23 protein-coding genes, 1 tRNA gene and 2 pseudogenes are annotated in these 23,129 nt (G+C 62.6%); 11 read left to right on the top strand and 15 right to left on the bottom strand.

Annotated features, from left to right (window positions below; genetic code table 11):
• Positions 1-61: 61 nt before the first annotated feature.
• From IFT55_RS14515 to IFT55_RS14495, 5 genes are all read right to left on the bottom strand, one after another.
• Positions 62-454: a hypothetical protein gene (locus tag IFT55_RS14515; protein WP_192093070.1), complete on the bottom strand. Its 393-nt coding sequence runs from the start codon at positions 452-454 to the stop codon at positions 62-64.
• 84 nt (positions 455-538) lie between these two features.
• Positions 539-886 carry a hypothetical protein gene (locus IFT55_RS14510; RefSeq protein WP_192093069.1) on the bottom strand — a complete coding sequence of 116 codons (348 nt, stop codon included), beginning with the start codon at positions 884-886 and terminating at the stop codon, positions 539-541.
• Between the two features lie 70 nt (positions 887-956).
• Complete coding sequence (locus IFT55_RS14505; protein WP_192093068.1) at positions 957-1,577, bottom strand: DUF4230 domain-containing protein; 621 nt, start codon at positions 1,575-1,577, stop codon at positions 957-959.
• Positions 1,574-2,089 carry a DUF4352 domain-containing protein gene (locus IFT55_RS14500; protein ID WP_192093067.1) on the bottom strand — a complete coding sequence of 172 codons (516 nt, stop codon included), beginning with the start codon at positions 2,087-2,089 and terminating at the stop codon, positions 1,574-1,576. The genes IFT55_RS14505 and IFT55_RS14500 overlap by 4 nt, the downstream gene beginning before the upstream one ends.
• Before the next feature lie 24 nt (positions 2,090-2,113).
• A complete protein-coding gene (locus IFT55_RS14495) occupies positions 2,114-2,470 on the bottom strand; it encodes a hypothetical protein (RefSeq protein WP_192093066.1) in 357 nt (118 codons plus the stop codon).
• Positions 2,471-2,613: 143 nt separating this feature from the next.
• On the opposite strand from IFT55_RS14495, the gene IFT55_RS14490 reads away from it, so the two are divergent.
• The 3 genes from IFT55_RS14490 (at position 2,614) to IFT55_RS14480 (ending at position 3,804) form a co-directional block, all read left to right on the top strand.
• On the top strand, positions 2,614-2,817 hold the full coding sequence (locus IFT55_RS14490) for a helix-turn-helix transcriptional regulator (protein ID WP_192093065.1): 204 nt from the start codon (positions 2,614-2,616) through the stop codon (positions 2,815-2,817).
• Between the two features lie 139 nt (positions 2,818-2,956).
• On the top strand, positions 2,957-3,562 hold the full coding sequence (locus IFT55_RS14485; protein WP_197976480.1) for a TIR domain-containing protein: 606 nt from the start codon (positions 2,957-2,959) through the stop codon (positions 3,560-3,562).
• 62 nt (positions 3,563-3,624) lie between these two features.
• Positions 3,625-3,804, top strand: a complete 180-nt coding sequence (locus IFT55_RS14480; RefSeq protein WP_342029323.1) for a helix-turn-helix domain-containing protein — start codon at positions 3,625-3,627, stop codon at positions 3,802-3,804.
• 759 nt (positions 3,805-4,563) lie between these two features.
• Here the strand turns inward: IFT55_RS14480 and IFT55_RS14475 are convergent.
• Positions 4,564-5,385, bottom strand: a complete 822-nt coding sequence (locus IFT55_RS14475; protein WP_192093062.1) for a BglII/BstYI family type II restriction endonuclease — start codon at positions 5,383-5,385, stop codon at positions 4,564-4,566.
• 71 nt (positions 5,386-5,456) lie between these two features.
• Here IFT55_RS14475 and IFT55_RS14470 point away from each other — a divergent pair, with 71 nt between their 5' ends.
• The gene (locus IFT55_RS14470; protein WP_192093061.1) at positions 5,457-6,209 is read left to right on the top strand and encodes a BglII/BstYI family type II restriction endonuclease; all 753 of its coding nucleotides are present in this window, start codon (positions 5,457-5,459) and stop codon (positions 6,207-6,209) included.
• 5 nt (positions 6,210-6,214) lie between these two features.
• Here the strand turns inward: IFT55_RS14470 and IFT55_RS17720 are convergent, their stop codons facing one another.
• Together IFT55_RS17720 and IFT55_RS14460 are read right to left on the bottom strand one after the other, a co-directional pair.
• Positions 6,215-7,852, bottom strand: coding sequence for a DNA cytosine methyltransferase (locus IFT55_RS17720; RefSeq protein WP_192093060.1), 1,638 nt, complete (start codon positions 7,850-7,852; stop codon positions 6,215-6,217).
• A gap of 316 nt (positions 7,853-8,168) precedes the next feature.
• Positions 8,169-8,885 carry a site-specific integrase gene (locus IFT55_RS14460; RefSeq protein ID WP_192093059.1) on the bottom strand — a complete coding sequence of 239 codons (717 nt, stop codon included), beginning with the start codon at positions 8,883-8,885 and terminating at the stop codon, positions 8,169-8,171.
• A gap of 113 nt (positions 8,886-8,998) precedes the next feature.
• Here IFT55_RS14460 and IFT55_RS14455 point away from each other — a divergent pair, with 113 nt between their 5' ends.
• Both IFT55_RS14455 and IFT55_RS14450 read left to right on the top strand, forming a co-directional pair.
• A complete protein-coding gene (locus IFT55_RS14455; protein ID WP_192093058.1) occupies positions 8,999-9,208 on the top strand; it encodes a helix-turn-helix domain-containing protein in 210 nt (69 codons plus the stop codon).
• Positions 9,209-9,512: 304 nt separating this feature from the next.
• Positions 9,513-9,773: pseudogene (locus tag IFT55_RS14450) on the top strand (integrase core domain-containing protein); the annotation flags it as partial.
• Positions 9,774-9,790: 17 nt separating this feature from the next.
• Here IFT55_RS14450 and IFT55_RS14445 read toward each other — a convergent pair.
• From IFT55_RS14445 to IFT55_RS14435, 4 genes and pseudogenes are all read right to left on the bottom strand, one after another.
• On the bottom strand, positions 9,791-11,443 hold the full coding sequence (locus IFT55_RS14445) for a DEAD/DEAH box helicase (RefSeq protein WP_249403846.1): 1,653 nt from the start codon (positions 11,441-11,443) through the stop codon (positions 9,791-9,793).
• Between the two features lie 15 nt (positions 11,444-11,458).
• Positions 11,459-11,602, bottom strand: a pseudogene (locus IFT55_RS17795) (HNH endonuclease); the annotation flags it as partial.
• 32 nt (positions 11,603-11,634) lie between these two features.
• A complete protein-coding gene (locus IFT55_RS14440) occupies positions 11,635-11,910 on the bottom strand; it encodes a hypothetical protein (RefSeq protein WP_192093056.1) in 276 nt (91 codons plus the stop codon).
• A gap of 601 nt (positions 11,911-12,511) precedes the next feature.
• Positions 12,512-12,587 (bottom strand) — tRNA-Thr (locus tag IFT55_RS14435).
• A 174-nt stretch (positions 12,588-12,761) separates the two neighbouring features.
• On the opposite strand from IFT55_RS14435, the gene IFT55_RS14430 reads away from it, so the two are divergent.
• From IFT55_RS14430 to msrB, 3 genes are all read left to right on the top strand, one after another.
• Positions 12,762-13,772, top strand: a complete 1,011-nt coding sequence (locus IFT55_RS14430; protein WP_192093055.1) for a PAS domain-containing protein — start codon at positions 12,762-12,764, stop codon at positions 13,770-13,772.
• Between the two features lie 93 nt (positions 13,773-13,865).
• Positions 13,866-18,479: an NAD-glutamate dehydrogenase domain-containing protein gene (locus IFT55_RS14425; RefSeq protein ID WP_192093054.1), complete on the top strand. Its 4,614-nt coding sequence runs from the start codon at positions 13,866-13,868 to the stop codon at positions 18,477-18,479.
• A gap of 426 nt (positions 18,480-18,905) precedes the next feature.
• Positions 18,906-19,391 (top strand): peptide-methionine (R)-S-oxide reductase MsrB, encoded by a 486-nt coding sequence (gene msrB / locus IFT55_RS14420; RefSeq protein WP_192093053.1) that lies wholly within the window; start codon positions 18,906-18,908, stop codon positions 19,389-19,391.
• A gap of 6 nt (positions 19,392-19,397) precedes the next feature.
• Here the strand turns inward: msrB and IFT55_RS14415 are convergent, their stop codons facing one another.
• Complete coding sequence (locus tag IFT55_RS14415) at positions 19,398-19,976, bottom strand: CHAP domain-containing protein (RefSeq protein WP_192093052.1); 579 nt, start codon at positions 19,974-19,976, stop codon at positions 19,398-19,400.
• A 319-nt stretch (positions 19,977-20,295) separates the two neighbouring features.
• On the opposite strand from IFT55_RS14415, the gene IFT55_RS14410 reads away from it, so the two are divergent.
• Positions 20,296-20,847 carry a hypothetical protein gene (locus IFT55_RS14410; protein ID WP_192093051.1) on the top strand — a complete coding sequence of 184 codons (552 nt, stop codon included), beginning with the start codon at positions 20,296-20,298 and terminating at the stop codon, positions 20,845-20,847.
• Between the two features lie 37 nt (positions 20,848-20,884).
• Here the strand turns inward: IFT55_RS14410 and arfB are convergent, their stop codons facing one another.
• Together arfB and IFT55_RS14400 are read right to left on the bottom strand one after the other, a co-directional pair.
• The gene (gene arfB / locus IFT55_RS14405) at positions 20,885-21,310 is read right to left on the bottom strand and encodes an alternative ribosome rescue aminoacyl-tRNA hydrolase ArfB (protein WP_192093050.1); all 426 of its coding nucleotides are present in this window, start codon (positions 21,308-21,310) and stop codon (positions 20,885-20,887) included.
• Between the two features lie 11 nt (positions 21,311-21,321).
• On the bottom strand, positions 21,322-21,969 hold the full coding sequence (locus IFT55_RS14400) for an RluA family pseudouridine synthase (protein WP_192093049.1): 648 nt from the start codon (positions 21,967-21,969) through the stop codon (positions 21,322-21,324).
• Positions 21,970-22,192: 223 nt separating this feature from the next.
• On the opposite strand from IFT55_RS14400, the gene IFT55_RS14395 reads away from it, so the two are divergent.
• Entirely contained in the window at positions 22,193-22,834 is a 642-nt protein-coding gene (locus IFT55_RS14395) for a M15 family metallopeptidase (protein ID WP_342029322.1), read from the top strand.
• Positions 22,835-23,129: the final 295 nt, after the last annotated feature.

Below are 23,129 nucleotides of genomic sequence, written 5' to 3'. Positions count from 1 at the left end.
CTCCCTACCTTTAATTACCAGTAGGTTAGCGGATCAGGCCTTCGAATCAATCGCCATCGTTTCACTGCTCGAGAGTGCAGTACTCCCGACAAATGCTAACGACCTCACTCGTCGAGTTACGCGAATTCTGAACTAGCAACACGTACGCGAACGTGCTCCCGAACGTGACAATCATCTCGAACCAGCCGTCGTGCTCCACCAGCCAGTCCCAGAACGGATGGAAGCCCGGCAGACCGTAACGGATACCGTCGATGGGTTCGACCAAGGGAGAGAAGCCGACGTGCCGGACGATGTCCTCTTCTGTGTCGCCCGGCTGGACGACGAGGAACTCGGTCTGGTCGATCAGGTCCTCGTCCAGCGCGGCTATGCGCTCGGTCAGCAACCGGCGAAGGGTGGGGTCGAGGTCGAGAGTCAGGGCGTGCTCGGTGGTGGCGCGGTCGTGAAGATGCAGCATGTTGAAGCCTTTCGAAGACAAAAAAAAAAATAGCGCCCGAGGGATGGTCCCTGGACGCGTGCTGTCGGTCGGTGACGGGGTCGGTCAGTCGAACAGTGACCTGAGTTGCGGATCGAGGGCGTCGTCGGGCAGAAAGAAGGCGAGCCCGAACCCGTCGTCGGACAGGATCATAACCGCCTCCAACCAGCCGCCCGGGTGGCGCTCTATGAACTCGAAGCACGGATCGGTCGTGAGCGGCACGCCCGCCTCCCGCTCGAGGGCCGGGACGGTGTCGTCCGGTTCGATCACGATGAAGTGGGCTAGGTCGGCGAAGTCGTAGTCGCCCTGCCCCGTCACCTGCTCACTGCGCCGGATCAGCAGGTTGCGGAGGTCGGGCGGCAGGGCGGTGTTCAGCGCACGATGGAGTGCGGGGGTGTCTCGGATGGAAAGCATGTGGTTCTCCCGGAATCAAAAAAGGCCCCCCGCATTGCTGCGGAGGGCCGGATGGTTGTCGGTGACGGCGTCAGTCGAGGGTCGCGACAACCCTGACGTCCGGTTGCCCCGCGATGCGGAGCGGTATTTCGAACAGACTGACGACGTTGGTTTTCGCCTGTCTGCGCGCGGCGTTGAGCAGTCCCGGTTGCTGGGCCTGCGCCACCATGGCTTTGCGCGCCGCCCGGTAGTTGAGCTTGCGCAGCGCTTCGATCTGATCTTCGTCGTAGGTGAGAATGCCGCCGTTGGTGGTGGTGGCGCTCTCCGGCTGGAACGCGATCTCGCCCAGCGTGACCTTGGGCAGTCGAACGGTCACGATCTTGGCCTTCTCGTTGAAGGCGACGTCGGCCAGCGTCAGGTCCGACAGGTTGACGTAGTAGTTGACCACCGCCGGCACGCTCAGTTCCTGCCGGCCCCCGAACAGCCACCAGACGGTGCGTTCCGCCCTCACGTTCGCGGCGCCTTTGTACGAGAAGACCAGCAACCGGTTCTCGTCGCGCAGGCTTTCGATGGTGGCGGCCAGCACCCTCGTCGTGTCGACCTGAAAGTACCCTTCGTTCTTCACTTCCGTGTCGACGGGTCTGGTGTCGGTGAGAGCGTACACCCCGCCCGCCACGGCGAGGTGCGACACGATCAGCGCGGCGACCTTCACTTCAGCGCGAAGGTGAGCTGCGGATCGCTCGCCAGCACGAGCTTCCACGTCGCCTTGTCGAACGGACCGCCAAGCTTCCACGCCGCACGCGCTTTGGCCGACACTCCCGGGTTCAGCTCGGCGATCATGCCGGACGGATCGGTCATGGTCGAAGCGCTCATCGCCCCGGCCATGTCGTCGGACGCGTAACTGGCGCCTTCCGGGTCGACGAGAGTGAACGCCGGCCGTTCCATAAAGGGGAGCGCGGCGTCGCCTGTGTTCTTTATCGTGTAATCGACGACGACGTAGGTTTCGCCCGCGGCAGCTTTGCCGCCGACCCCGTCGGGACCGATCTGCTTGGGCGTGGTGACGGCGGTGACGGTGTAGTCCACTTCACTCGCCGAACCGGCTTTACCGAGCGCGACAGGTTGTTCAGCGGCGGGTGCCGCGGTTGCGCCGTTGTCCGTTGAGCCTGTTTCGCCGCCGCAAGCGGACAGCAGGACGGCCAGCGCGATTGTGATGTGCTTCTTCATGTTGGTTCTCCGGTGTGTGTGAGTTCAGCGCTTCCACTGTGCTTCGGCGAAGGCGCGGCAGGTCGTCAGCCCGACCAAGCCGTTGCGGCCGGTGGACACGCGGACGGTCTGTTCGTTGATGGGTTCGATCTCGCGACCGCGGCTCTTGGCTTCTTCGTACGCCCGGGCCGTGGCGATCGAACGGCAGGCGATCAGCAGCGCGCCGCTTTCGGGAATGAACTGATAGCGGCTGTAGCGAACGTCGACCGTGAAGCCGTCGGCGGTGTCGGCCACCTTGATCTTGGCGTCGTTGCCCTTCCCTTCCGCGAGCGGCTGGGAGACGTCGGCGGCGGTCGTGCAGGCGGCGAGCCCGAGCAGGCCGGCCAGAATGGCATATTTCATTGAATGCTCCTCGGTGAGGCCCGTGATTGGGCAGGTTGAGACACCGGCTGGCGGTGAGATTACCGACGGTCGGGATCAAAGCTAGAAAAAATGAGATTCATAGTCCGTGGTCTGATCGACCACAGTGCGGCTGAAGCTGTCGAATGGACGTGCGTCACCGACTGGCTGAAAACATAAAGCGGCTGCGAAAGGAGCGCGGCTGGTCGCAGGAAGCGCTGGCCGACGAAGCCGGTCTGGACCGAACTTATATCAGCGGCATTGAGCGGGTAGTTCGAAACCCAACGATCACCGTGGCCGACCGTGTTGCGGTCGCGCTCGGATGTCGGCTCGGCGATTTGCTAGACTGACGGTTCAGCGCATCGGCAAACCTGCTGCTTGTGCTATACTTATGAAATGGCAGTCAGTACCCGGAAGACCCCCGCCCCTTCTCCGAAGGCCGGCGAGCGAGGTAAACGCATAGTTTCGACACAACGTCCGGCGAAACCCGTGAAGGCGCCGGAGATACGCATCTTCGTTTCCTACTCTCACAGGGACGCAGCCGCTCAAGAAAAGCTTCAAACTCACTTGGCCCCTTGGAAGCGCGACGATGTTACCGTGTGGTACGACAAAAATATCGAACCCGGAGCGCAACTCGATCCCGCCATTGCTCGTGAGCTTCGGAACGCTCATATTTTTGTAGCGCTGTTCAGCCCAGCGTACCTCGACAGTAACTACTGTTGGAAGATCGAGTACAAGCGTGCAATGAATCGTCGCGCTCGCAACCAGTTGCGCGTGGTCGGCGTCGTCGTCAAACCTTGCGGCTGGAAACAGACGCGCGCCGCCGGCTTTAAACTGCTGCCTGAGGACGGCCGCGAGCCGGAGCGCTGGTCGAGCTACGATGCCGCATACGTGAATATCGCTGAGGGCATTGGCGCCGTGATCAAAACCGTCCGCCGGGAACTAGCGGCGGCTGGGGCGAAGCGACCGGGCACAGTTGAGGCGTCGGCGAAAAAACCGAAAACCCCGGTGCGCAAAACGCCTACGCCCGGCAAAGCTCGGGCCAAACAATCAACGAACCCGATCAAGATCCGAGCACGATCCAGGAAAACGTGAAGCGGCGAACTGCGTGACCTGCTGTTTCGCCGGCCGAGCACCGCCCTCTTCTGAGTGCGAACGTGCGGCGCCAACGGAAGCTGGCGGACATGTCGCAGGAAGAGCTGTTGCTGCGGACAGGGAACAAACTCAGCTACGTCAGCGATCTGGAGCGAAGGACGCGGGATCCGACCGTCAAGGCGTTGGGACAGCTGGCCGACGGCCTACGGATCGAGCCTTCTGCGTTACTGATCCAAGAGTAAGCTCTCACATAAGATACCGAAAACCCCGCGCCTCAAACGGCCAAACCGACTGGACATACGCGCATGCCACCCGGCCTCCGAAGATCGACGACCGAGTTCTAACGAAGAGGTTTCCACGCCCCGCCCCCGGCTTCAAGGAAGGCGTTACAATTATGGTCAGGCTTGACCTCAACCGGATTAGGCGTCTCGGTTGGACGGTCGAAGGCTCGCGATTCCTCCATATAAGGTGGCCTCTTTTGCGCGCCTGGCGTACCCGATTTCAGCCCAAACGCTGAATTTGCGCAGTCAAGTTATTCAGTCTTGTATCTTTCGGAGTGCTGCTGGCACTCCTCCCGCACGCGGTTCCCCGTCAGTCACTCCCTTCTGGTAAATTCGGCACTGTGTCGACAGTGAAACCCGTCCGTAACTGGACAGTCCGTTGCGATCCGCGAACGCTTTGATGAACCGCTCGGGATCGCTCGTTTGCGCGGCCTTTCGGCAGACTTTGACGATCACTGGCACCTGCCGCGCCGCGCGCCGTTCCGCCGCTCCAACTTCTCCCGCGGCTGGTGGGCGCATGTCGAGGTCCGTCGACAACCGTTTGGGGGTTTGGAGCGCGAGAATGAGTAACGACAGCATAACCCGGTATGGCACGGCAAGCGTTCGATCGCGAGCGACAGGTTCTACGAAGGCAGGCTACCCATGGCGACTAACGGGCACGAGAAATTGAGCGAGACAGCGCCAAGGGCAAGCACCATCGTCGCAATCTGAACCGTGGCGCTATACGATGGTAGCCAGCCGTTCTGCATCGGCCTCCGCAGCTTCGACCTCAACCAATGCGGTCTTCCCCTCGTCGAATGTTACAATGGAGTCGGGAAGGCCGATGAGTACTAATGGGCACGGATTTCCCACTCCACGGTGAAGGCGATCTTCGAGCTTCCGCCAGTGCGTTGTCGCCTCACCGAACTTGTCGGAGACGAACTTGTCCGTGAATGCGTCCCGGAACGCGACCGGGTTTCTTGCCCGCGACATGCGGTCGTTAATCGCCTTGCGCTGTCGGGTAGTTGGATCGTAGCCCCACTCGCGTAGGCCATCGAGGTTGTCGATCGCACGATCGTCCAGGAAGCGGCGGACCAGTCCGCGCATATTCTCATGCAACGACCGCCCGCGGGTGACGATCAACCCAACCGAGATCGCCCCATCGGCGTGCAGGCGTTTGTAGTTCTCTAGGTCGCGGTCGTAGAAAGGATCCTTGTTGTTCCATTCGATCTCCAGCGCAATACGCTGAGAAGGGCCGAATTCCCGGACATGGTCGACTTCGTGGGATTGTGCTTCGCTTTGGACCCCGTTTATCCGCTTCTCAACGACGAAGGTCATCTTCCGCCAGCCTAATGCTGCAAGCGCGCGCCGTAGCCGTTGTGTGCCCTTTGACTCGCCGCCACCGCCTGCGATAATCTCCTCAATGGGAATAGTCGTTGAGGAGAGGGCGTCGACCAGCTCTGCAGCGACATCGGGGAAATCAACAGAGAGGATCGCTTTAGCGTGCGACCGGAACTCAACCTGAAAGCCCTTGCCCTCAAGTTCCTCGAAAAGGCTCGGCATCTCACCCCCACAACGCATCGTCGGTCCTAAAGCGTCGTTGCAGTTGGCCTGTCCTCCGTCTAGTCGGAATCATGAATCGGGGATGTAATATCAGATACGAAGTATTCAGTTACAGGTATGCACGGGAAATCCTTGAGCATCCTAGCCACCGGACAGCGTGGGAAGAGATCATCGGCGTCGTCACGCAGGCACCGGTCTTCATTCACCGCAACAAAAGCGGGAGTAACGATAAACTCGACGTGGTGCAGCAATGCCTAAACACTTGGTTCGACCGCGCGCTCGCCGTCGAGCATGGCTGGGACTACCACCCACTCGCCACTGCGATCGAGAACTCACGCTTGGCGGCTGACTTCCACAAGACGTTCCCGAACATGAAAATCCAGGCGGAGGTTCAGTTCGGCAACATGAGTCGCTGGTACTCGGATATCTTCAAATTGCAGACGGCCTATTCCCAGTCTCTGGTGGACATCGGTTTGTCGATAGTACCGATGGGCGCACTAGCGCGGCGGATCGATTCCAACATCGTGAGCTACGAGCGGGTGGTCCGGGAACTGCCCTCGGCAAACCTGTCGATCACCTTGCCGATCCTCGTCATTGGCGTGGAACCCGACGATGCCACGACAATCGTCGACCTTAGCAAGATCGGGATTCCGCTCAAGAACCTGACTAAGAAGGACGGCCGGAAGAAATCCTCCGAGCACAACCGCTACCGGATCGCGAACGCTCTATTCTCGGGGAATGACCCCCATGCTGTCACCGAGGCTTCCGGCACAGGCCCAATGGCGAACTCAATCGTCGAGATTCCTTCCGAGGATGGCGATTGAGGCAATCACGCCGCCGCTTTGTGCTCGCAATGCCAGGCCAAGCTATTGAACCATTCCCCAACGACAATGCCAGCAATGACGCGGGAGGCGTTCCTCTCCAACTTTCCCCGGCCGACGATCTTGCCTGCAGGTGCGCTGCCACTCGCGACCGTCACGACATAGTTAGCAAGGAGCGTGCCGTCGGACGGATCAAGTTCCGCCTGGATACGCGAATGAAACTCTTCGGCCAGTGAAGCCAGCTTGTCCGTAACCTCGAAGGGGCCAATACCCGTCCCCCTCTTTGTCCAAACCTCCTGCAAGCTGGCGGGGCTTGTGGTAGCTAAGAGCGACTGGGCCCGTGCGAACTCGCGCTGGAAGTCGGAAAGCAGTTCCGCAAACCAGGGACTGCGACGCAAATCCCTCGTAACCTCGCCGTCCAACTCGATCTGCCGGATGTCCTTTGACGGGCCAAAAAAGAATCGGACTGTCCACTCCACCTGGCCGCTCATCAAGCTGTTAGAGAGGTCGAAGCGCATACCGCTCTTGAAACGGAAGCCCGGCAATGCCGCACGAAAGCCACGCTTGACAGGGTAGGTCCGGCCTTCACCGTCGGGCACTGTCACTGGAGCGACGCGTTCGGGAATGCGTAGCACCTTACCAGCGGCAGCGAAGCCTGAAAACTGATCAGGAGTAACGCCCTTAGCCGCCAGCGCGACCAGATATGTGAAGGTCGGCGGAATGGCGTTACCAATCATCTTCGCTTTTTCGCCAAATGACCTCCCGAAGAACTGGTAGGTGATGGGGAAGCCCTGCAAAGCTGCACGCTCGCGGATGGTCAACCGCCGAAATTCATCCGGACGCTTGGGGTCAGCGATGACAATGCTCTCGCGTGAGACGCGCGTGCACGTAGCCGTCACCGTGCGGGCGGGGCGGTCCAACGGGTCCGGGAATGCCATATTGTTGTAGACCGGGTGATGCTCCTTGGCGTCGCGATTCATCCGGAGCTCATCGCCTCTCAGCGGCGGTTCTGCCTGCATCTCGGTCAGCTCGGAAGCAGACAAGCACACCCCCCAGACCGGATCGACCACATTGTCTGTGCTGCCAAGCGACCGCACCACCCCGCCCAGGGTTTGGCGCTCAACGCGAGCCCCAAATTCCTTGAGGATTGCAAGAGGTATGTTGGTGGCGATGCACCTACGGCGAGCCTGAGGCGCGCCATAGTCGGAGAAGTCGAAGACATCGATTTTTGGAACAAGATGACGGAAGCGGTATAGCGCATGCCCCGGCGTCGACATCCCCATGCGTATAACCTGCTCGACCCTTGGCACATTCTCCATCGCCCAGAACTTGGGTTTTAGGTGATTGACCACCTCGAAGAACTTTACGAGGTCCTTGAGCCCTTCGGAAAGGTCGCCGCTGCCACCCCGGTTTGAATAGGAGAACTCCGTGCAGGGAGGGCTACCGACCACTAGATCGATACCCGTGGGCAAATCCTCAAGCCTTAGCTTGCGAATATCCAAAGGCTCCAAGGCCCCTCCAAAGTTCGCGTTATGCGTGTCTATCGCTGGCCGCCACCACTCGTAGGAGTTGACCACCTCTACATCGGCAAGCTTCAGCCCAAGACTCCAGCCGCCAATTCCAGCGTAAAGGTCGATAGCACGCACGATTCACCATCCTGTTCGAAGGCACCGCCTTCACTCCGCGAGACCATGCATAGGTTGATCGACATACACAAGATCCAAACAGTAAGCTGGGTCAGATTCTCGGTGGGCCGAGGAAGCTGCTGAGCTTCGCCTCCTGTGCCGCCCGGGGGCCATGCCCGATGTCACCCAGGATACCCTGAGACCGCCTAGACGAAGCGTAGCTCGATCCGGCGTATCGCAGAACGCCCCGCCCCCCTGCCCATCCAAAAAATAGCCTGAAACGAAACCAACCCCGCTCCCCGGCCGAAGCCAGAGAACGGGGAAAGGTGAAATGGCGTCAGCTCCAGTTGACACCCTGCTTCGTGGAGCCCGCCTCGACGGCGGCCATCAAAGTATCATTAGCAATATGGCTGTATCTCATCGTTAATTTATGATCAGCATGTCCAAGTATCTTACCTACTACGAATAGATTAATTCCGGAATTTATCATGAATGAAGCAGAACTATGGCGTAAATCATGAACTCTTAGGTCAGGTAGATTTGCTTTATAACGAGCATGCTGCCACGCATGCTTGATCTCCGTGAAGGGCTTCAACGTGTCCGGGTTCGGCAGAAGGTACGGACAGTCCGGGAAGCGGGGCACCTGTTTGATTAGGTCAATCGCCGCCTGAGACAAAGGGACGTGACGAGGCTTGCCCGTTTTCGATGTAGGTATCAGCCAAGAACGCCGATCTACATCGACATGCCGCCATTCCGCGTTCAACAACTCGGAAACACGCGCGCCGGTCAACAAGAGAAGGCCGACGATGTACTTCAGTTGCGTGTTGCGAGACTCCGACACGGCCGCGTGCAGCCGCTGCGCTTCGGCGGCGGTCAGATAACGGTCGCGCGCGTTATTGATAGGCGGCCGTTTGATCCCGTGGGTCGCGGTGTCGGCGACCTTGATCTTGGCGTCGTTGCCTTTTCCCTCCGCCAGCGGCTTGGAAACGTCGGCGGCGGTCGTGCAGGCGGCGAGGGCGAAGAGCCCAGCCAAGACGAGGTGTTTCGGTGACATGGTATTCTCCTTCGTTGTTGAACTGGATCGTTCCCGGTTCGCGATGACCGGGCAAGTAAAATTGACACGTCTGGTGGACAGACATGAGTGCGTGAAGGCGGCCACATCGGTCTATGGATGTGGTGAAGCTTCTGGGTGAGAACGTGCGCCGCTATCGGAAGCTGGCGGACATATCGCAGGAGGAGCTGTCGCTGCGTACGGGCATCAAGCGCAGCTACATCAGCGATCTCGAGCGGGGGACGCGGAATCCGACCGTCAAGGCATTAGGTCAGTTGGCCGACGGCTTACGGATCGAGCCTTCTGCGCTACTGACCCGAGAGTAAGCTCTCATATAAGATACTGTCATTTCCGCGTTTTCTACGGCCGGAGTCGACTGGATATGGGTGCATTCGACCTGGCCTCCTGAATCAGTTTACCGAGCTGATGAGAGGGCTTTCCAAGCCCACCTTCGGGCTTTCTCGGAAGGCGGTATGACTTTGGCTGTTCGGCGGACAGTACACAATCGGCGTTTGCTGCCATACGATCGACGACCGATAACGGCATCCAGTTCGCCGAGCAGCCGCGCAATCGCAACACCGCCTGGTCGCGTCAGATGCGCTTCGACATGATCTGCGAGAGGCCAACGACATCGAGGACCGGCTCACCAAACCGAACCATCCGTGGACCAACGGACAAGTCGAGGGGATGAACCGGACCATCAAGGAAGCGACCGTCAAACGCTTCCACTATGAGAGCCACGACCAGCGCCGAACGCACCTCGCCGACTTCATGGCCGCCTACAACTTCGCCCGCCGGCTCAAGACCCTCAGGGGCCTCACCCCCTACGAATACATCGCCAAAAACCGGACGTCAGAGCCAGACCGGTTCATCGTCAACCCGATCCACTAGATGCCGGGACTAAATACCTAGTTACTATCCATGATTTTCTTGAGCTTACCCCAAGTCTCTTCGGGCAGCTTGCGGATCATATCAACTAGCTTTGCATCGCCGGACGCGATTGCGTCCTTCCTGAAGCCATGCGCCATAGCCTCGCCTTCACGCACGTCGTCCTCATCGATGTCCATTCCCCGGACGATAGCGCCAGCTCTAAGCGCCTCATCGAGCGTGAGCGTAAATTCGGCGGCAAAACTAGCGCCACAGTGCTGGCAGATTTTCGCACTCATAACATTCAGTCCGTCGCAGGCGGAGCATGGTTTGAAGCGAGGCGCGGATTGCGGAAATTCATGGCCGCAGACGGCACACTCTTTCGCGCCGAGCGCAGCCTCAGTCGTGCAAACAGGGCAAACCTTCGCTTTGGGTGGCGCGGCTTCTTTGCGAGCGGCTACGGACATCTCATCTTCAACGCTGCGAGCATAGTTTTCGAGAATATCGAACGACGGCATCACCACGTAGGCGCGAGTGTCATCGTCCTCGCCCACGTTTCTAACAACGCGACCAATCGCTTGGCGAAATGACAACTCAGTAAGTGCGGATGGCAAGTAGATGAGCACTCGGAGGCGGGGGATGTCGACCCCTTCGCTGATCATTCCAACGGAAACTATCCAGCGCTTCTCGGTGTGCCTGAAGCCTTCAATCTTATGCTCGGGGTTCGCCATGTTGCTGTGAACGATAGTTGGGGTTTCTCCCTCGATCCGTTCGATGAGCGCGACCATGTATTCTGCCATGATGATGTTCGGCGCGATCACCAAACCGCCGGCGTTAGGCATTCTATACCGGAGATCGTTGAGCTTTGAGGCTCCCCAATCGACCATCGTTCCTTGATAGCCGTCGACGCGAGGAGTTTTGCCGTCTGCATCGTACTGCGGCGCACACGCGAGCTTATAGAAGTTCAGCGCGCGTTGCAGGCCCGGGATTCGCTTTAGCTCGGGTGTTAGCTCTGCTTTCTGCTTGCTGGAAACGACAACATGCTGGCCGTCTTCCAGATCGACGTTAAATTTGCCTTCGTGACGATGGAAAGTGGCGGGACGGCAGTAGCCAAGATCCACCGCCTCACCGTAAGTCAGGGTATAAGTTCCTTCCTCAGGGTGATCGATCGCGCCTTCGTCATCGTAGGCCAGCCAAACTGAATTCTTTTTGTCGGATCGAATTGGTGTGCCGGTCAAGATCAGAACATATCTGGCCTCAGCGAAAGCCGAGTTAGCGCTGTTTCCCCAAGCCGCTTCAACAGCAGCGTGATGATGCTCATCGCAGATAACCATGGTGCGATCGGATCGGCATACCGCTTGAAAGGCGTCTTGCAGTCCTTCAACCGCCGCCCACGTTGCGGCCACATCGTACTCGATCTGTGTCTCCGAGCCAGCGATCTTTCCCATGAACCGTCCGGTCACGGTTTTGAAATCACGCGTCCATTGGTTCACGACTTCAACGCGAGGCGCAATCACCACAACCCGATCAACCAAGCCCATGTCGATGAGCGTTTTAGCGATCACTGATGCGCCAATGGTTTTGCCAGCGCCTGGAGCCGCATTGATGAGAAAGTGACGATCGCGCCCGTCCTCAACCAGCCAGCGGACTGACTTCGTCAGAGCCTCTTGCTGCCACGGCCTCAGGTTCAGCATGGTCGCGCCTTTCTTCAGATTGCATGGCGGGCAAAGAGGCTGCCCGTTGATAAGGATTGTTTTACCGCCCCGCGAGAATGGTATGCGGTGATCACCGTGGAAAATTCGAGGTAGTCGCTCGCCACATTCTTCACATCGCCCTCCGCTGACAAGGGCCATGATGAATTTTTGTCGCGGCGAAAACAGACGTCTCAACGACTAACCCAGTATTCCGTCAACATAATCTCACGAATTGGAAGATTCGATGGTGGCTGCAAGACAGCGTGCTTATTAACCCGGACCATAGCGGCGGCAAATGCAATCTTCTTGGATTTAATTATATGGCCGTCCCGCTTCATTTCGTACACTAGCTCCGGCAGATTGGAGACGCCGAACAGTATGATCGCCTCGAGGCGAGTAAGCGGATTTCCGCCGATCATGTGCTCTTTAGCGGCCAGATTTAATCCTGAGGAGTTGAGCACGGCCATAGCGGTCCAGTAAGCCTTTCTATTCTTAATCTCGTCGTGAAGGATTCCGGAGCGTCGAAGTCCCGATAACTGAGCCTGCTGTTCTCAAAATCGACCAACCGCCAGCCGCCTCCAGCCATCACTACATCGACCGGTAGCAACGGAAGCGATCGGCTTTCAACCACACGGCCATAATCGTCCGGCTTCGAAATTTCGCCTAAATGACTACGAACCAAAAAATGGGCTAGGCGTAGGATGTCTCGCGCCGTTCCTTCAACGCCCGCAGCGCGCAGCTCCCAAAAGATCGATTTGACGACCTGCGACTTGCGCATGCTCACCCCTCCAGCGGAAGTTGCGCCGAGTCTTCCGTGCGGTCAATCAGTTTGGTGTAACCAAACGCGTGCAACTTAAGCAATTACAACGGAATCGGATGCTTTGCCCTTAAACTGGTGACCAGCAGACATTCCCAAGCTCGCCTTACGCTGCCCTGAGATAGGTATAACGTCGGTCGAGCCCTGAATCCTACCTAAACGCCCCACGCAAAACCCAACCTCCGCGCCCAAACGAAAGCCCATCCGCAAGGCAACGTCCCGCGAAGCTTCGTTATGTATCATAAGAAAGGTGGTGCCGCTTACAGGACTCGAACCTGTGACCCCCGCATTACGAATGCGATGCTCTACCAACTGAGCTAAAGCGGCATTGGACGGTCTGGCCGTCCGAGGGGCGCCGCTTAACAGTGGTCGGAGGCGCTGGCAAGGACGTTCGCGCGGCAAATCAATTGGCGCGGCGCTCCGGTGGCGAAATTTACATATCGTTTACCACAGCGGGCGCACAATCGGCTGGATCGGGCACATCGCCTGCGGGGATTCGACATGGACTTGGTGCGCGGACCGGGCGAGCATGGGGGCGGCGACGAGGGCATCGGTGGCGAGACGATGGTCGTCGGCACCGACGAACGCCGGATGCACGTTCGGGCCTACAACCACTGGGTGTCGTTGCTGAACGGGCGATCATGTCCGGTGATCGCCGATCTCGATCCCGGCAGCATCGCGGATTTCGGCGCGAACAGCGTGCTGCTGGACTTCACCGACGGGATCGACGACCCCGCGATCCGCTTTCTGGGGCATGCGTTGCGCAGCGAATGCGGTGCCGATACGTCGATGACCCGCGTGTCGCAGGTGCCCGGCAGGTCGCTGCTGTCGCGGCTGACCGACCATTATCTGCAGATCATCGCCAATCAGGCGCCGATCGGCTTCGAAGCCGAATTCGTCGGCACGCGCGGATTTCCGATGATGTATCGCGGCATCCTGATGCCCTATTCGTCGACCGGGGAGACGATCGATTACCTGTACGGCGTCATCAACTGGAAGGAGCTGGTCGACGACGATACCCAGTCGCTGCTGACCGCCCAGCTGGAGGAGTCACGTCGCACAGCGCCTCGCCCGGCGCTCGCCACCGCGTGGGCGGACGGGCCGAGCGCAGGCATCGGCGAAACGCCTGCCGACCGCGAAACACTGGCCGACCGGCTGGAAGTCGCACGCGAACGCGCCGATGCGGCAGACGTTGCCGAGGAGGCGGCCTATGCCGCGCGCATCGCGGCGCTGGGCAGCGCCTATGATCTGACACTGGCGATCGAACGCGATGCCGATGGCTATGCCGCGATGCTGGCCGATGCCGGGCTGCGCCACGCCGCGACCGATCCGATCGCGACGGTCGTACGGCTCGTCTTCGGCGAGGCGCATGCCGAAGCCGCAGCCGTACTGAGCCACGCCCGGCGAAGTGGCGTGTCCGAAGGTGGACTGCCCGCCTTGATTACGGGGTCTGTGGGTGGCCTGACCGGGCTGGTCAGAGCCGAACGAGCCTGCGAGCTGGAAGATAGATAACGTCGGCTGGTAAGATAATTACCGCAGCGCGACATTTTGTTCGCAGTCGCCACAAGGGTTGAGACTGTTCTTTTCCGGGCGCATAGCCACCCCATGACACCGAAAGCGAAACTGGCCCGCCCGCTGGAAACACTGCTGGTCGACAGCGCCCTGCCCGGCGAACTCGAAGGCTTCGATGCCGCCGCACAGGCCGAATCGGCCGCGTTCGTCGCCGCCGCCGCCGCGCACCGTTCGCCCGGCACGGTCAGCGTCGCGCTGGAAACACTGACGCGCGGCGATCAGCGGCGCATGCGCCTCGCGGTGGTCAACGACGACATGCCGTTCCTCGTCGATTCGATCGCAGGGACGATCGTCGCCCATGGCATCGCGATCGATCGCATCCTGCATCCGGTAATCGCGGTCACGCGCGATCCGGCGGGAACGCTGACCGGGCTGGCGGGCGAAGGCCGTCGCGAATCGATGATCTATATCGAAATGGAACGCGCCGACGCCCGCGTCCGTCACGCCGTGGTGGCGGAAGTCGAGCGCAACCTCGACCATGTCCGTGCCGCCGTGGCCGACTGGCGCGCGATGCAGGCGGCAATGCGCGCCGATGCCGCCGCGCTGTCCGCCAATGCCGCGACGGCCGAGGATGCGGCGCTGCTCGACTGGTTCATCGGCGGGAAGTTGACGCAGCTGGCGCATGAACGCTGGTCGCGCGAAGGGGTGGTCGGCGACCGGCTGGGGCTGTCGCGTGCGCGGCTCGACGTGCCGTTGCTGGCCGACCAGTCGCGACTGCGCGCGATCGAATGGTTCGATGCGGGCAATGACGGCGTGCTGCTGCTCAAGTCGAATTGCATTTCGACCGTGCATCGCCGCGCACCGATCGACCTAATCCTCGTTCCGATCCGCGAAGGCGGGCGCGTGACCGGCCTGTCGATCCATGGCGGGCTGTGGACCAGCGCGGCGTTGCAGGCCGGCGCCGCCGATGTCCCCGTCCTGCGCCGTAACCTGACGCAGTTGCGCGAGAAATTCGGCTTCGACCCGCAAGGTCATGCGGGCAAGGCGCTGGGCCATGCGATCGCGACGCTACCGCACGACCTTACCATCGCGTTCAACCCCGACGCGCTGGAGCAACTGGCGCTGACCGCGATGTCGGTCGCCGACCGCCCGCGCTCGCGCCTCGTGCTCATTCGCTCTGCGCTGGGACGGCATCTGTTCGGGTTCGTGTGGCTTAGCCGCGACGATGTGACGACGCAGCGTCGCGTTGCGATCGGCGAGATGCTGGCACAGGCCGCCAACGCCTCCGTCCTCAACTGGTCGATGGCGATGGAGGACGGCGAAGCGGCGCTCATCCGCTACGTGCTCGACCTGCGGCAGGACGGGCGGATGCCCGATACGGCCGATCTCGACCGGCGGATCGAACGAATGGTGCGCGGCTGGCGCCCGGCGGTCGAAAGCGCGCTGGCCGAACTGGTGCCCGAAGGCGCGACGCGCATGGCGCTGCGCTTCGCCAACGCCTTTCCCAACAACTACCGCAATTCGAACCTGCCGGACGAGGCGGCGCGCGATATCGTCCGCGTCGCCGGGCTCACCGATGCAACGACGCGATCGGTGCGGATCGTGCCAGGCGACGGCGCGACGCTGCGGATCAAGGTATATCGCCGAGGCGGCGCGTTGGCATTGTCGGACGCGGTGCCGGTTTTGGAAAACTTCGGGCTGCGTGTGATCGAGGAACTGCCGACCCGGCTGGAGGATGACGAGAACAATTACATCCATGATTTCGAGGTCATGGTCGCATCCGACACGCCGCCGCGTTTCGACGTCGCGACCGTGGAACGCGCGATCGAGGCGGTGCTGGAAAACCGGGCCGAGAACGATGCATTCAACCGGCTGACCGTGGAGGCGGGAATCGCCCCATCGTCGGTCGTGCTGTTGCGCGCATGGTTCCGCTATCTGCGCCAGACGGGCCTCAGCTACAGCCTGTCGACCGCGGTCGATGCGCTGCGCCGCGCGCCGGGCGTCGCTACCGCGCTGATCGAACGCTTCACCGCTGCGCACGCGCTCGACCGGCCCGACCGCGATGCGGCCGTGGCCGCCGCCGATGCGGCGATCGAAACCGGGTTGGATGCGGTTTCCGCGATCGACGACGACCGTATCCTGCGCAGCTATCGCGGGGTCATCACCGCCACGTTGCGCACCAACGCCTTCTCCCCTGCCGCCGCCGAAGCGATCGCGTTCAAGATGGACAGCGCCAAGGTGCCGGGCCTGCCCAAGCCGTTGCCGTGGCGCGAGGTGTTCGTGTATTCGCCGCGTGTAGAGGGTATCCACCTGCGCGCCGGGCCGGTCGCACGCGGCGGGCTGCGCTGGTCCGACCGGCGCGACGATTTCCGTACCGAGATCCTCGGGCTGATGAAGGCGCAGCGCGTCAAGAACGCGGTCATCGTGCCGACCGGGGCGAAGGGCGGCTTCTATCCCAAGCAACTGCCCGCCCCGTCGAACCGCGACGCATGGCTGGCCGAAGGGACCGAAAGCTACCGCATCTTCATCCGGTCGCTGTTGTCGATCACCGACAACATCGTCGACGGCAAGGTCGTGCATCCGGCGGGCGTCACCATCCTCGACGGCGAAGACCCCTATTTCGTCGTGGCGGCGGACAAGGGCACCGCGACGTTCAGCGACGTCGCCAACGCACTGGCGCTCGAACGCGGCTTCTGGCTGGGCGATGCGTTCGCGTCGGGTGGCAGCGTCGGGTACGATCACAAGGCGATGGGCATCACCGCGAAGGGTGCGTGGATATCGGTCCAGCGTCACTTCCTCGAACTGGGCACCGACGTTCAGACGCAGCCGGTCGACGTGGTCGGATGCGGCGACATGTCGGGCGACGTGTTCGGTAACGGCATGCTGTTGTCGAAGACGATCCGGCTGAAAGCGGCATTCGATCACCGTCACATCTTCCTCGACCCCGCCCCTGATGCCGCGACGAGCTGGGTCGAGCGCGACCGGCTGTTCGCCCTGCCCCGCTCCAGCTGGGCCGATTACGATCCGTCGCTGATCTCGGCGGGGGGCGGCGTGTTCCCGCGCACTGCCAAGACGATCGCGCTGTCCGAACCGGTCCGCGCAATGCTGGGCGTGTCCGACGTGGAGATGGAACCGTCCGCGCTGATCTCTGCGATCCTCAAGGCACCGGTCGACCTGATCTGGTTCGGCGGCATCGGGACGTACGTAAAGGATCGCCACGAAGGGCATCTGGACGTCGGCGATCCGGCGAACGACAGGATCCGCGTGGACGCACAGCAGTTGCGGGCAAAGGCGATCGGCGAAGGCGCCAATTTGGGCGTGACTCAGGCTGCGCGGATCGCGTTCAGCGTCGCCGGCGGCCGGATCAACACCGACTTCATCGACAATTCGGCCGGAGTCGATTGTTCGGACAACGAGGTCAACATCAAGATCGCGCTGAACCGGGAGGTCGTGGAGGGCCGGCTGGCGCTGCCCGATCGCAACGCGTTGCTGGCACGCATGACCGACGACGTCGCCGAACTGGTGCTGGAGGACAATCGCCTCCAGACGCTGGCGCTGTCGGTGATGGAAAATGATGGCCCGGTCGCGGTGCCAAGCTATGTCCGCGTCATCGAAATGCTCGAAGCCGCTGGCAAGCTGGACCGGGTGGTCGAGGGGCTGGCTGCCAATGACGACTATGTCCGCCGGGCACAGGACGGGCGCGGCCTGACCCGACCCGAACTGGCCGTGTTGCTGGCCAGCGTGAAGCTGGCGTTGCAGGAATCGATCGAACACGCGCCGATCGCCACCAGCGACGATCTGGCGGACGAACTGCTTGCCGCCTTCCCGTCCGAGATGCGCGAAACCCACCGCGATGCGATCCTCGCCCATCGGCTGCGTGGCGAGATCGTCGCCACCAAGCTGGCCAACCGCATCGTCAACCGGCTGGGCGTGCTGCACGTCTATGAACTGGCCGAGGAGGAAGGCGCGGCGCTGGCGGACATCGTCGGAATGTTCGTTGCCGCGGAACGGCTGTTCGGCATCGCTGCGCTATATGCCGCGATCGAGGACGCCGACGTGTCGGAACGCGCACGTATTGCGTTGCTCGACGAGATGGCGGTCGGCGTGCGGTCGCAGATCGCCGATCTGTTGCGCGCCTTTCCGGCGGGAACCGCCCCGGCCGATGCCGTCGCGCATCTGGCGAAGGGGGTCGAATCGCTGTCGCGTCAGACCCGCGCGCTGTTGCGGGCCGAAGCGTCGCAGCAACGGGATCGCATCGCCGGCGTGCTGCACGATGCCGGCGCGCCGCAGGAACTGGCGGGACAGGTCGTGCGGCTGTTCGAGCTGGACGGCGTGGTCGGGCTTGCCGATCTTGGCCGGCGGTTGAAGCTGGACGAGACGAAGCTGACGCAGGCGTTCACGCATCTGGGCTTCGCGCTCGGACTGGACTGGGCGCAGGCGGTGGCGGCGCGTATCCAGACCGGCGATCCGTGGGAACGACTGTTGATCGCCGGCCTGGCACGCGATTTCCAGCAACTGCGCTTCGACTTCCTCAACCGCAATGCGGGCAAGGACCCGCAGGCGGCGGTCGAGACGTGGCTGGAGGCCAACCGTCCGCGCGTGGCGCAGTTCGCGGCGGTGGTTCATCGCGCGCGACAGGCACCGGTGGCGGGCGCCGCGATGCTGGCGCAGATCGCGGGACAGGCGCGGGTGCTGCTGGGGCGGTAGGGCGATCACCGGAACCCGTGCAGGACGGTCGGCGGCGGTCCTCGCGGGCGGGACCGAAGATCGGGACGCTCGCGCGGGCGTTCCGATGAACTGGCAACCCGACGCTGGTCGCGGTCGGGGGTGATCCGTTTGCTGCGCAGGCCTGCCACCTTGCGATTTTTAGCTGCCAGTGAACGTCTCGAACGGTGGCGCTGCAACGGGCAGCATGGCTGCGGCAAATGGACGGATGTAGCGAAAGCCGTTTCGCCGGAACGCGCGATGCCGTGCATGACCGCCGCCCCCCCCCCCCCGCCACCATCCGCACGGTGACGCCGATCCAGAACACCCTTTCCCGAGGCAGGAAGGTATCCGGCGTACCGACCCTCCGCCGCGCCGTTGCGTGCGGCCGCCGGAACCCCACATCGTCGGGACGAAAGGACACGCTTCATGTCGCTACACCGTCGTCGCCTGCTCGAACTGTCGGGTCTGTCCGCCCTTGCCGCTTTGATCGGCTGCGCCCCGTCGGAAAGCGAGGCGGCGCAGGTGTTTCCGTTTCGGCTGACCGATGCCCAATGGAAGGCGCGGCTGACGCCCGAGCAATATTATATCCTGCGCGAACAGGGCACCGAGCGTCCCTATACCAGCCCGCTGAACAAGGAAAAACGCGCAGGCGTGTTCGGGTGCGCCGGATGCGGCAACCGGCTGTTCGCATCGTCGACGAAGTTCGAAAGCGGGACCGGATGGCCGAGCTTCTATGCGTCGCTGCCGAACGCGGTGACCGCGCGGCGCGATCGTGGCTTGATGATGGAGCGGGTCGAGACGCTGTGCAGCCGCTGCGGCGGACATCTGGGGCATGTGTTCGATGACGGCCCGCAACCGACCGGCAAGCGCTATTGCATGAACGGCGACGCGCTGACCTTCCGCCCTGCCTGAACCCGGTCAGTCGTTCAGCGCGACGATCGGCCGTTCCAGCCGGGTCGGCACATGGCCGCCGACGGTTGCAGCATCGGCATCGGCAAGCTGCACCGGCTGGTCGATCGCGGGCGTGTCGTCGTCGTGCGGCGGCTGGCCCGAATAGATGAAACCGTTGGCCGGATAGGCCGACGTGCCGAGGCCGCCCAGCGGGCCGAACCACACTTTCACTTCGCTCCAGTCGCCCGCCGCCGATACGTCGACCGCGCGCACATCCCGCTCCACGCCGCCGCGCCGCGACCAGTTGGCGTGGGTGAGCAGCACTTCGCGCTCGCTGACGACCTTCGACACCATGGCGACGTGCCCCAGCCGCATGCGCGACGTAGCGGCGAACGACAGGACCGCGCCCTCGCGGGGAACGTGACCGCGTTCGTAGCGGCCGGCGGCCTGACCCCACCATGTGTGGGCGTTGCCGAAGATCGCGACGCCGGAAATCTCGCGGGCATAGGGGGCGCACTGCCAGAAGCGCGCCTGCGCCGGTGCCACCATCGCAAGGGCGCACGAAACCACCAGCGCGAAACGCGCTGCAACCGCACCGAACGTCATAAAATCCCCACGCCCCGAAAAGACCGTGAATGTCCTCAAGCAGGGATTCGCAGCCACGGAAACCCATGCGGGAACCATATCGGACGAAGCGTGTTTCGACGGCGATGACCCGCAGATGAACGGAATCTGCGGTCTTATTGTCATGCCCGCGATCGGTGAAATGCGACGAACCGCCGTCGAACGTGTTGCAACGCAACACGAACCATGTTCGGATGTGTCGTGGACGAACGCCCGGACGGCATGTTCAGCAAGCTGTCAACCGGTTTCGGGCAATCTCCTGTTGCATGGGTCGCATGGTCACGGGCGGGGAGTTTGGACGATGGGTAGGGCACGCAAGCCGGCAGAAGGCGTGATGACGCTGGCCGAAATGAAGGAGTTCGCCGGGTTTTCGGCAGCGACGCAGCGATATATCCGCCGGTCGCTCGACATCGGGCTGGACCGTCAGGACGCGATGCAGCGCTGGTCGCGCGATGTCGTCGAAGCCGCCAGCATCCGCGCCCAGGCGCGCGTCTATGATCGGCTGCCCGACATCCGCGCCTGCGTTCCCGATGACAGCGGGCTGGACGCGATCGAACCGTTCATGACGCCGCTGTTGATGGTCACCGCGTTCGATCTGGGACAGGGTCGGTTGACGACGTTCGGCGCGTATCGGTTCCTGTACGAGCGGCTGGTTGGGGCGGAGGCACGGCCATGGCTGCCCGGCGCGTTCTGCGCATCGGCGGCGCTGCCGCATCTGCATCCCGACCTGCGTCGCAAGCTGCTGCAATCGCTGAGCGAGGCTGCCGCGACCGCGTCGGGCTGGTCGCTGCGGCAACCGGTCTTCTATCCGGCATGGGTCGAAAAGGTCGAGGCGAGCGCCCCGATGCATTGATGCGCGACGGTCCCCCTTCATTGGAGGGGGACTCGGCTCAATCGTCGCGCACCCGGCCGCGCCCGGCCTTGACCTGCGCCCGGCCCTTCTTCGCATCCACCCGCCGCGTCTGCGATGCGCGGGTGGGCTTGGTCGGGCGGCGCTTCTTGGGGACGATCGTCGCCTCGCGGATCAGGTCGAACAGCCGCTCGCGCGCCTCGCGCCGGTTCAGCTCCTGCGACCGCGACCCGTCGGCGCGCAACGTCAGCACGCCGTCCTTGGTCAGCCGCGATCCTGCCAGCACCGCCAGCCGCTGCTTGACCGCGTCGGGCAGTCCCGGCGATGCGACGACGTCGAACCGCAGCAGCACCGCGCTGTCGGTCGTATTGACGTGCTGGCCCCCCGGGCCCGACGCCCGCGTAAAGCTTTCGACCAGTTCGCCACTGTCGATCGCGATCGACCGGGTGATGGGAATGCGCGGCATCGGCGCTTGCGCTATTCCTCGAACCCGGCGGCCACGAAACTGGTGGGCCATGGCGCAGTCACGTCGATTGCGGGCTTGTTGTCGCGTGGCACCATCAACCCGGTGGCGTGAAGCAGCATCGCCCCACCGCCCCGGCCATAGACCGGATCGCCCGCGACCGGGCATCCCAGCCCCTCGGCCATATGCACGCGGATCTGGTGCGTCCGCCCGGTCTCGGGGAACAGCGCGACCAGCGCGCGATCGCCGACCGTCCGCAGCAACCGCCAGTTGGTGCGCGACGGCTTGCCCGCCGGATCGCCGACCATCCGCCATCCGTCCTCGATGCTGCTGACCTTGGCCAGCGGCAGGTCGATCTCTCCCGATTCGCCATCGGGAATGGCGTCCAGCACCGCCAGATAGCGTTTGGTCACCCGCCCCTGTTCGAACGCCTGCTGGAACCGGGCATGCGCCTTTGGATTGCGCGCCAGCAACAGGCAGCCGCTGGTATCGCGATCCAGCCGGTGGACCGGCGTGGGTTCGCGCAGGAAGGTGAAGCGGAGTTCGTCCGCCCGACCGACGATGCTGGGCGATCCGTCACGCGGCGGATCGACCGGAAGGCCGGCGGGCTTGTCGAGGACGATCGCCTCGCCATCGATGAACAGGACAAGGTCGTCGAGCATTTCCCTCCCTTGCCACCCTTGCGCCCGCCATGCCAGAGCCGGAACGGTACGATCCTGCGAAACGGAGACGTCAGTGCGCGTATCGAACTCCCTTTTCCGCCGATCGGCCCTGATATCATTGCTGGCCGCGACCGGTTGCGCACCCGCCGCCACTCCAGTCGCGCCGCCACCGGTCCTTGCCCCGGCTCCTACCGCCGAAACTGTCGCGCCGCCGGAGATCCGCGTGGCGCCTTCCGCACCGCCGATCGCGTTGTGCGGGCGGGGCACGGTACGTCCCGCCGCCGATGGTCGCCTGTTCCACCATTTCCGCTATCCCGATACGCCGGCCAGCGCGCTCGTGCCGGTCCCGCCGACGCTATCGCCCGGTGGCAGTTGCCGGGTCCATCCGGCGATGTTGCCCGATCTCGCGCGCCTGCTCGCCGCCGCCGACTCCGATCCGGCGGTCGCGGGCCAGTTGCGGGCGATATCGTGTCACCGGTCCGAACCGTTGCAGGCACAGACCTTCTGCGGTGGGATCGGGCCGGATGGGTCGGCGGGCTTCGCGGATCGCGCATGGGCCTCCGCACCGCCGGGGCATAGCGAGCATGCCACCGGCTATGTCATCGATTTCGGGACAATCGACCGACCGGCCTGCCATGCGGAAGCATGCTTCGCCGCAACCGCCGCCGGTCGCTGGCTCCGCGCCAATGCCGCGCGTTACGGGTTCGAAATGTCGTTTCCAGCGGGCAATCGCCAGCAGGTGAAGTGGGAACCATGGCACTGGCGCTGGGTCGGCACCGCGACGACCGTGCCGGGCGCGACCGTCGCCCGCACGCTGTTCGCCCCGGCCCGTACGCAATTCCCCGCCGATCCGGCGGTCCAGTAGGCGACCCGTCGCCGGGTCTCCCTCGGTCGTACTAGTCCTGAACGACGCGAACGTTCAGAACGCTGCACCCGTACGAACGACGTCGACCCGGCATGCCGCACCCCATCCGCCAGTGGACCGGACTTTTGCCGGATTCGGACGGACCACACCGGCCCGTCCGAGCTACCCGGCCACATGCCGGACAATCAGAACGCGTTCCAATCGTCGCCGGCCGGCACCTTTGCCGGCTGGCTAGAGCGGTTTTCGATCAGTCTGCATCATATCCGCATGCGGCGAAGTAGTTGGCGCATTCCTG

The sequence above is a fragment of the Sphingomonas sp. CFBP 13720 genome (assembly GCF_014842075.1).
Lineage (GTDB): Bacteria > Pseudomonadota > Alphaproteobacteria > Sphingomonadales > Sphingomonadaceae > Sphingomonas.
The sequence above is the reverse complement of the archived record's forward strand: the minus strand, read 5'-3'. Positions and strand labels throughout refer to the sequence as shown.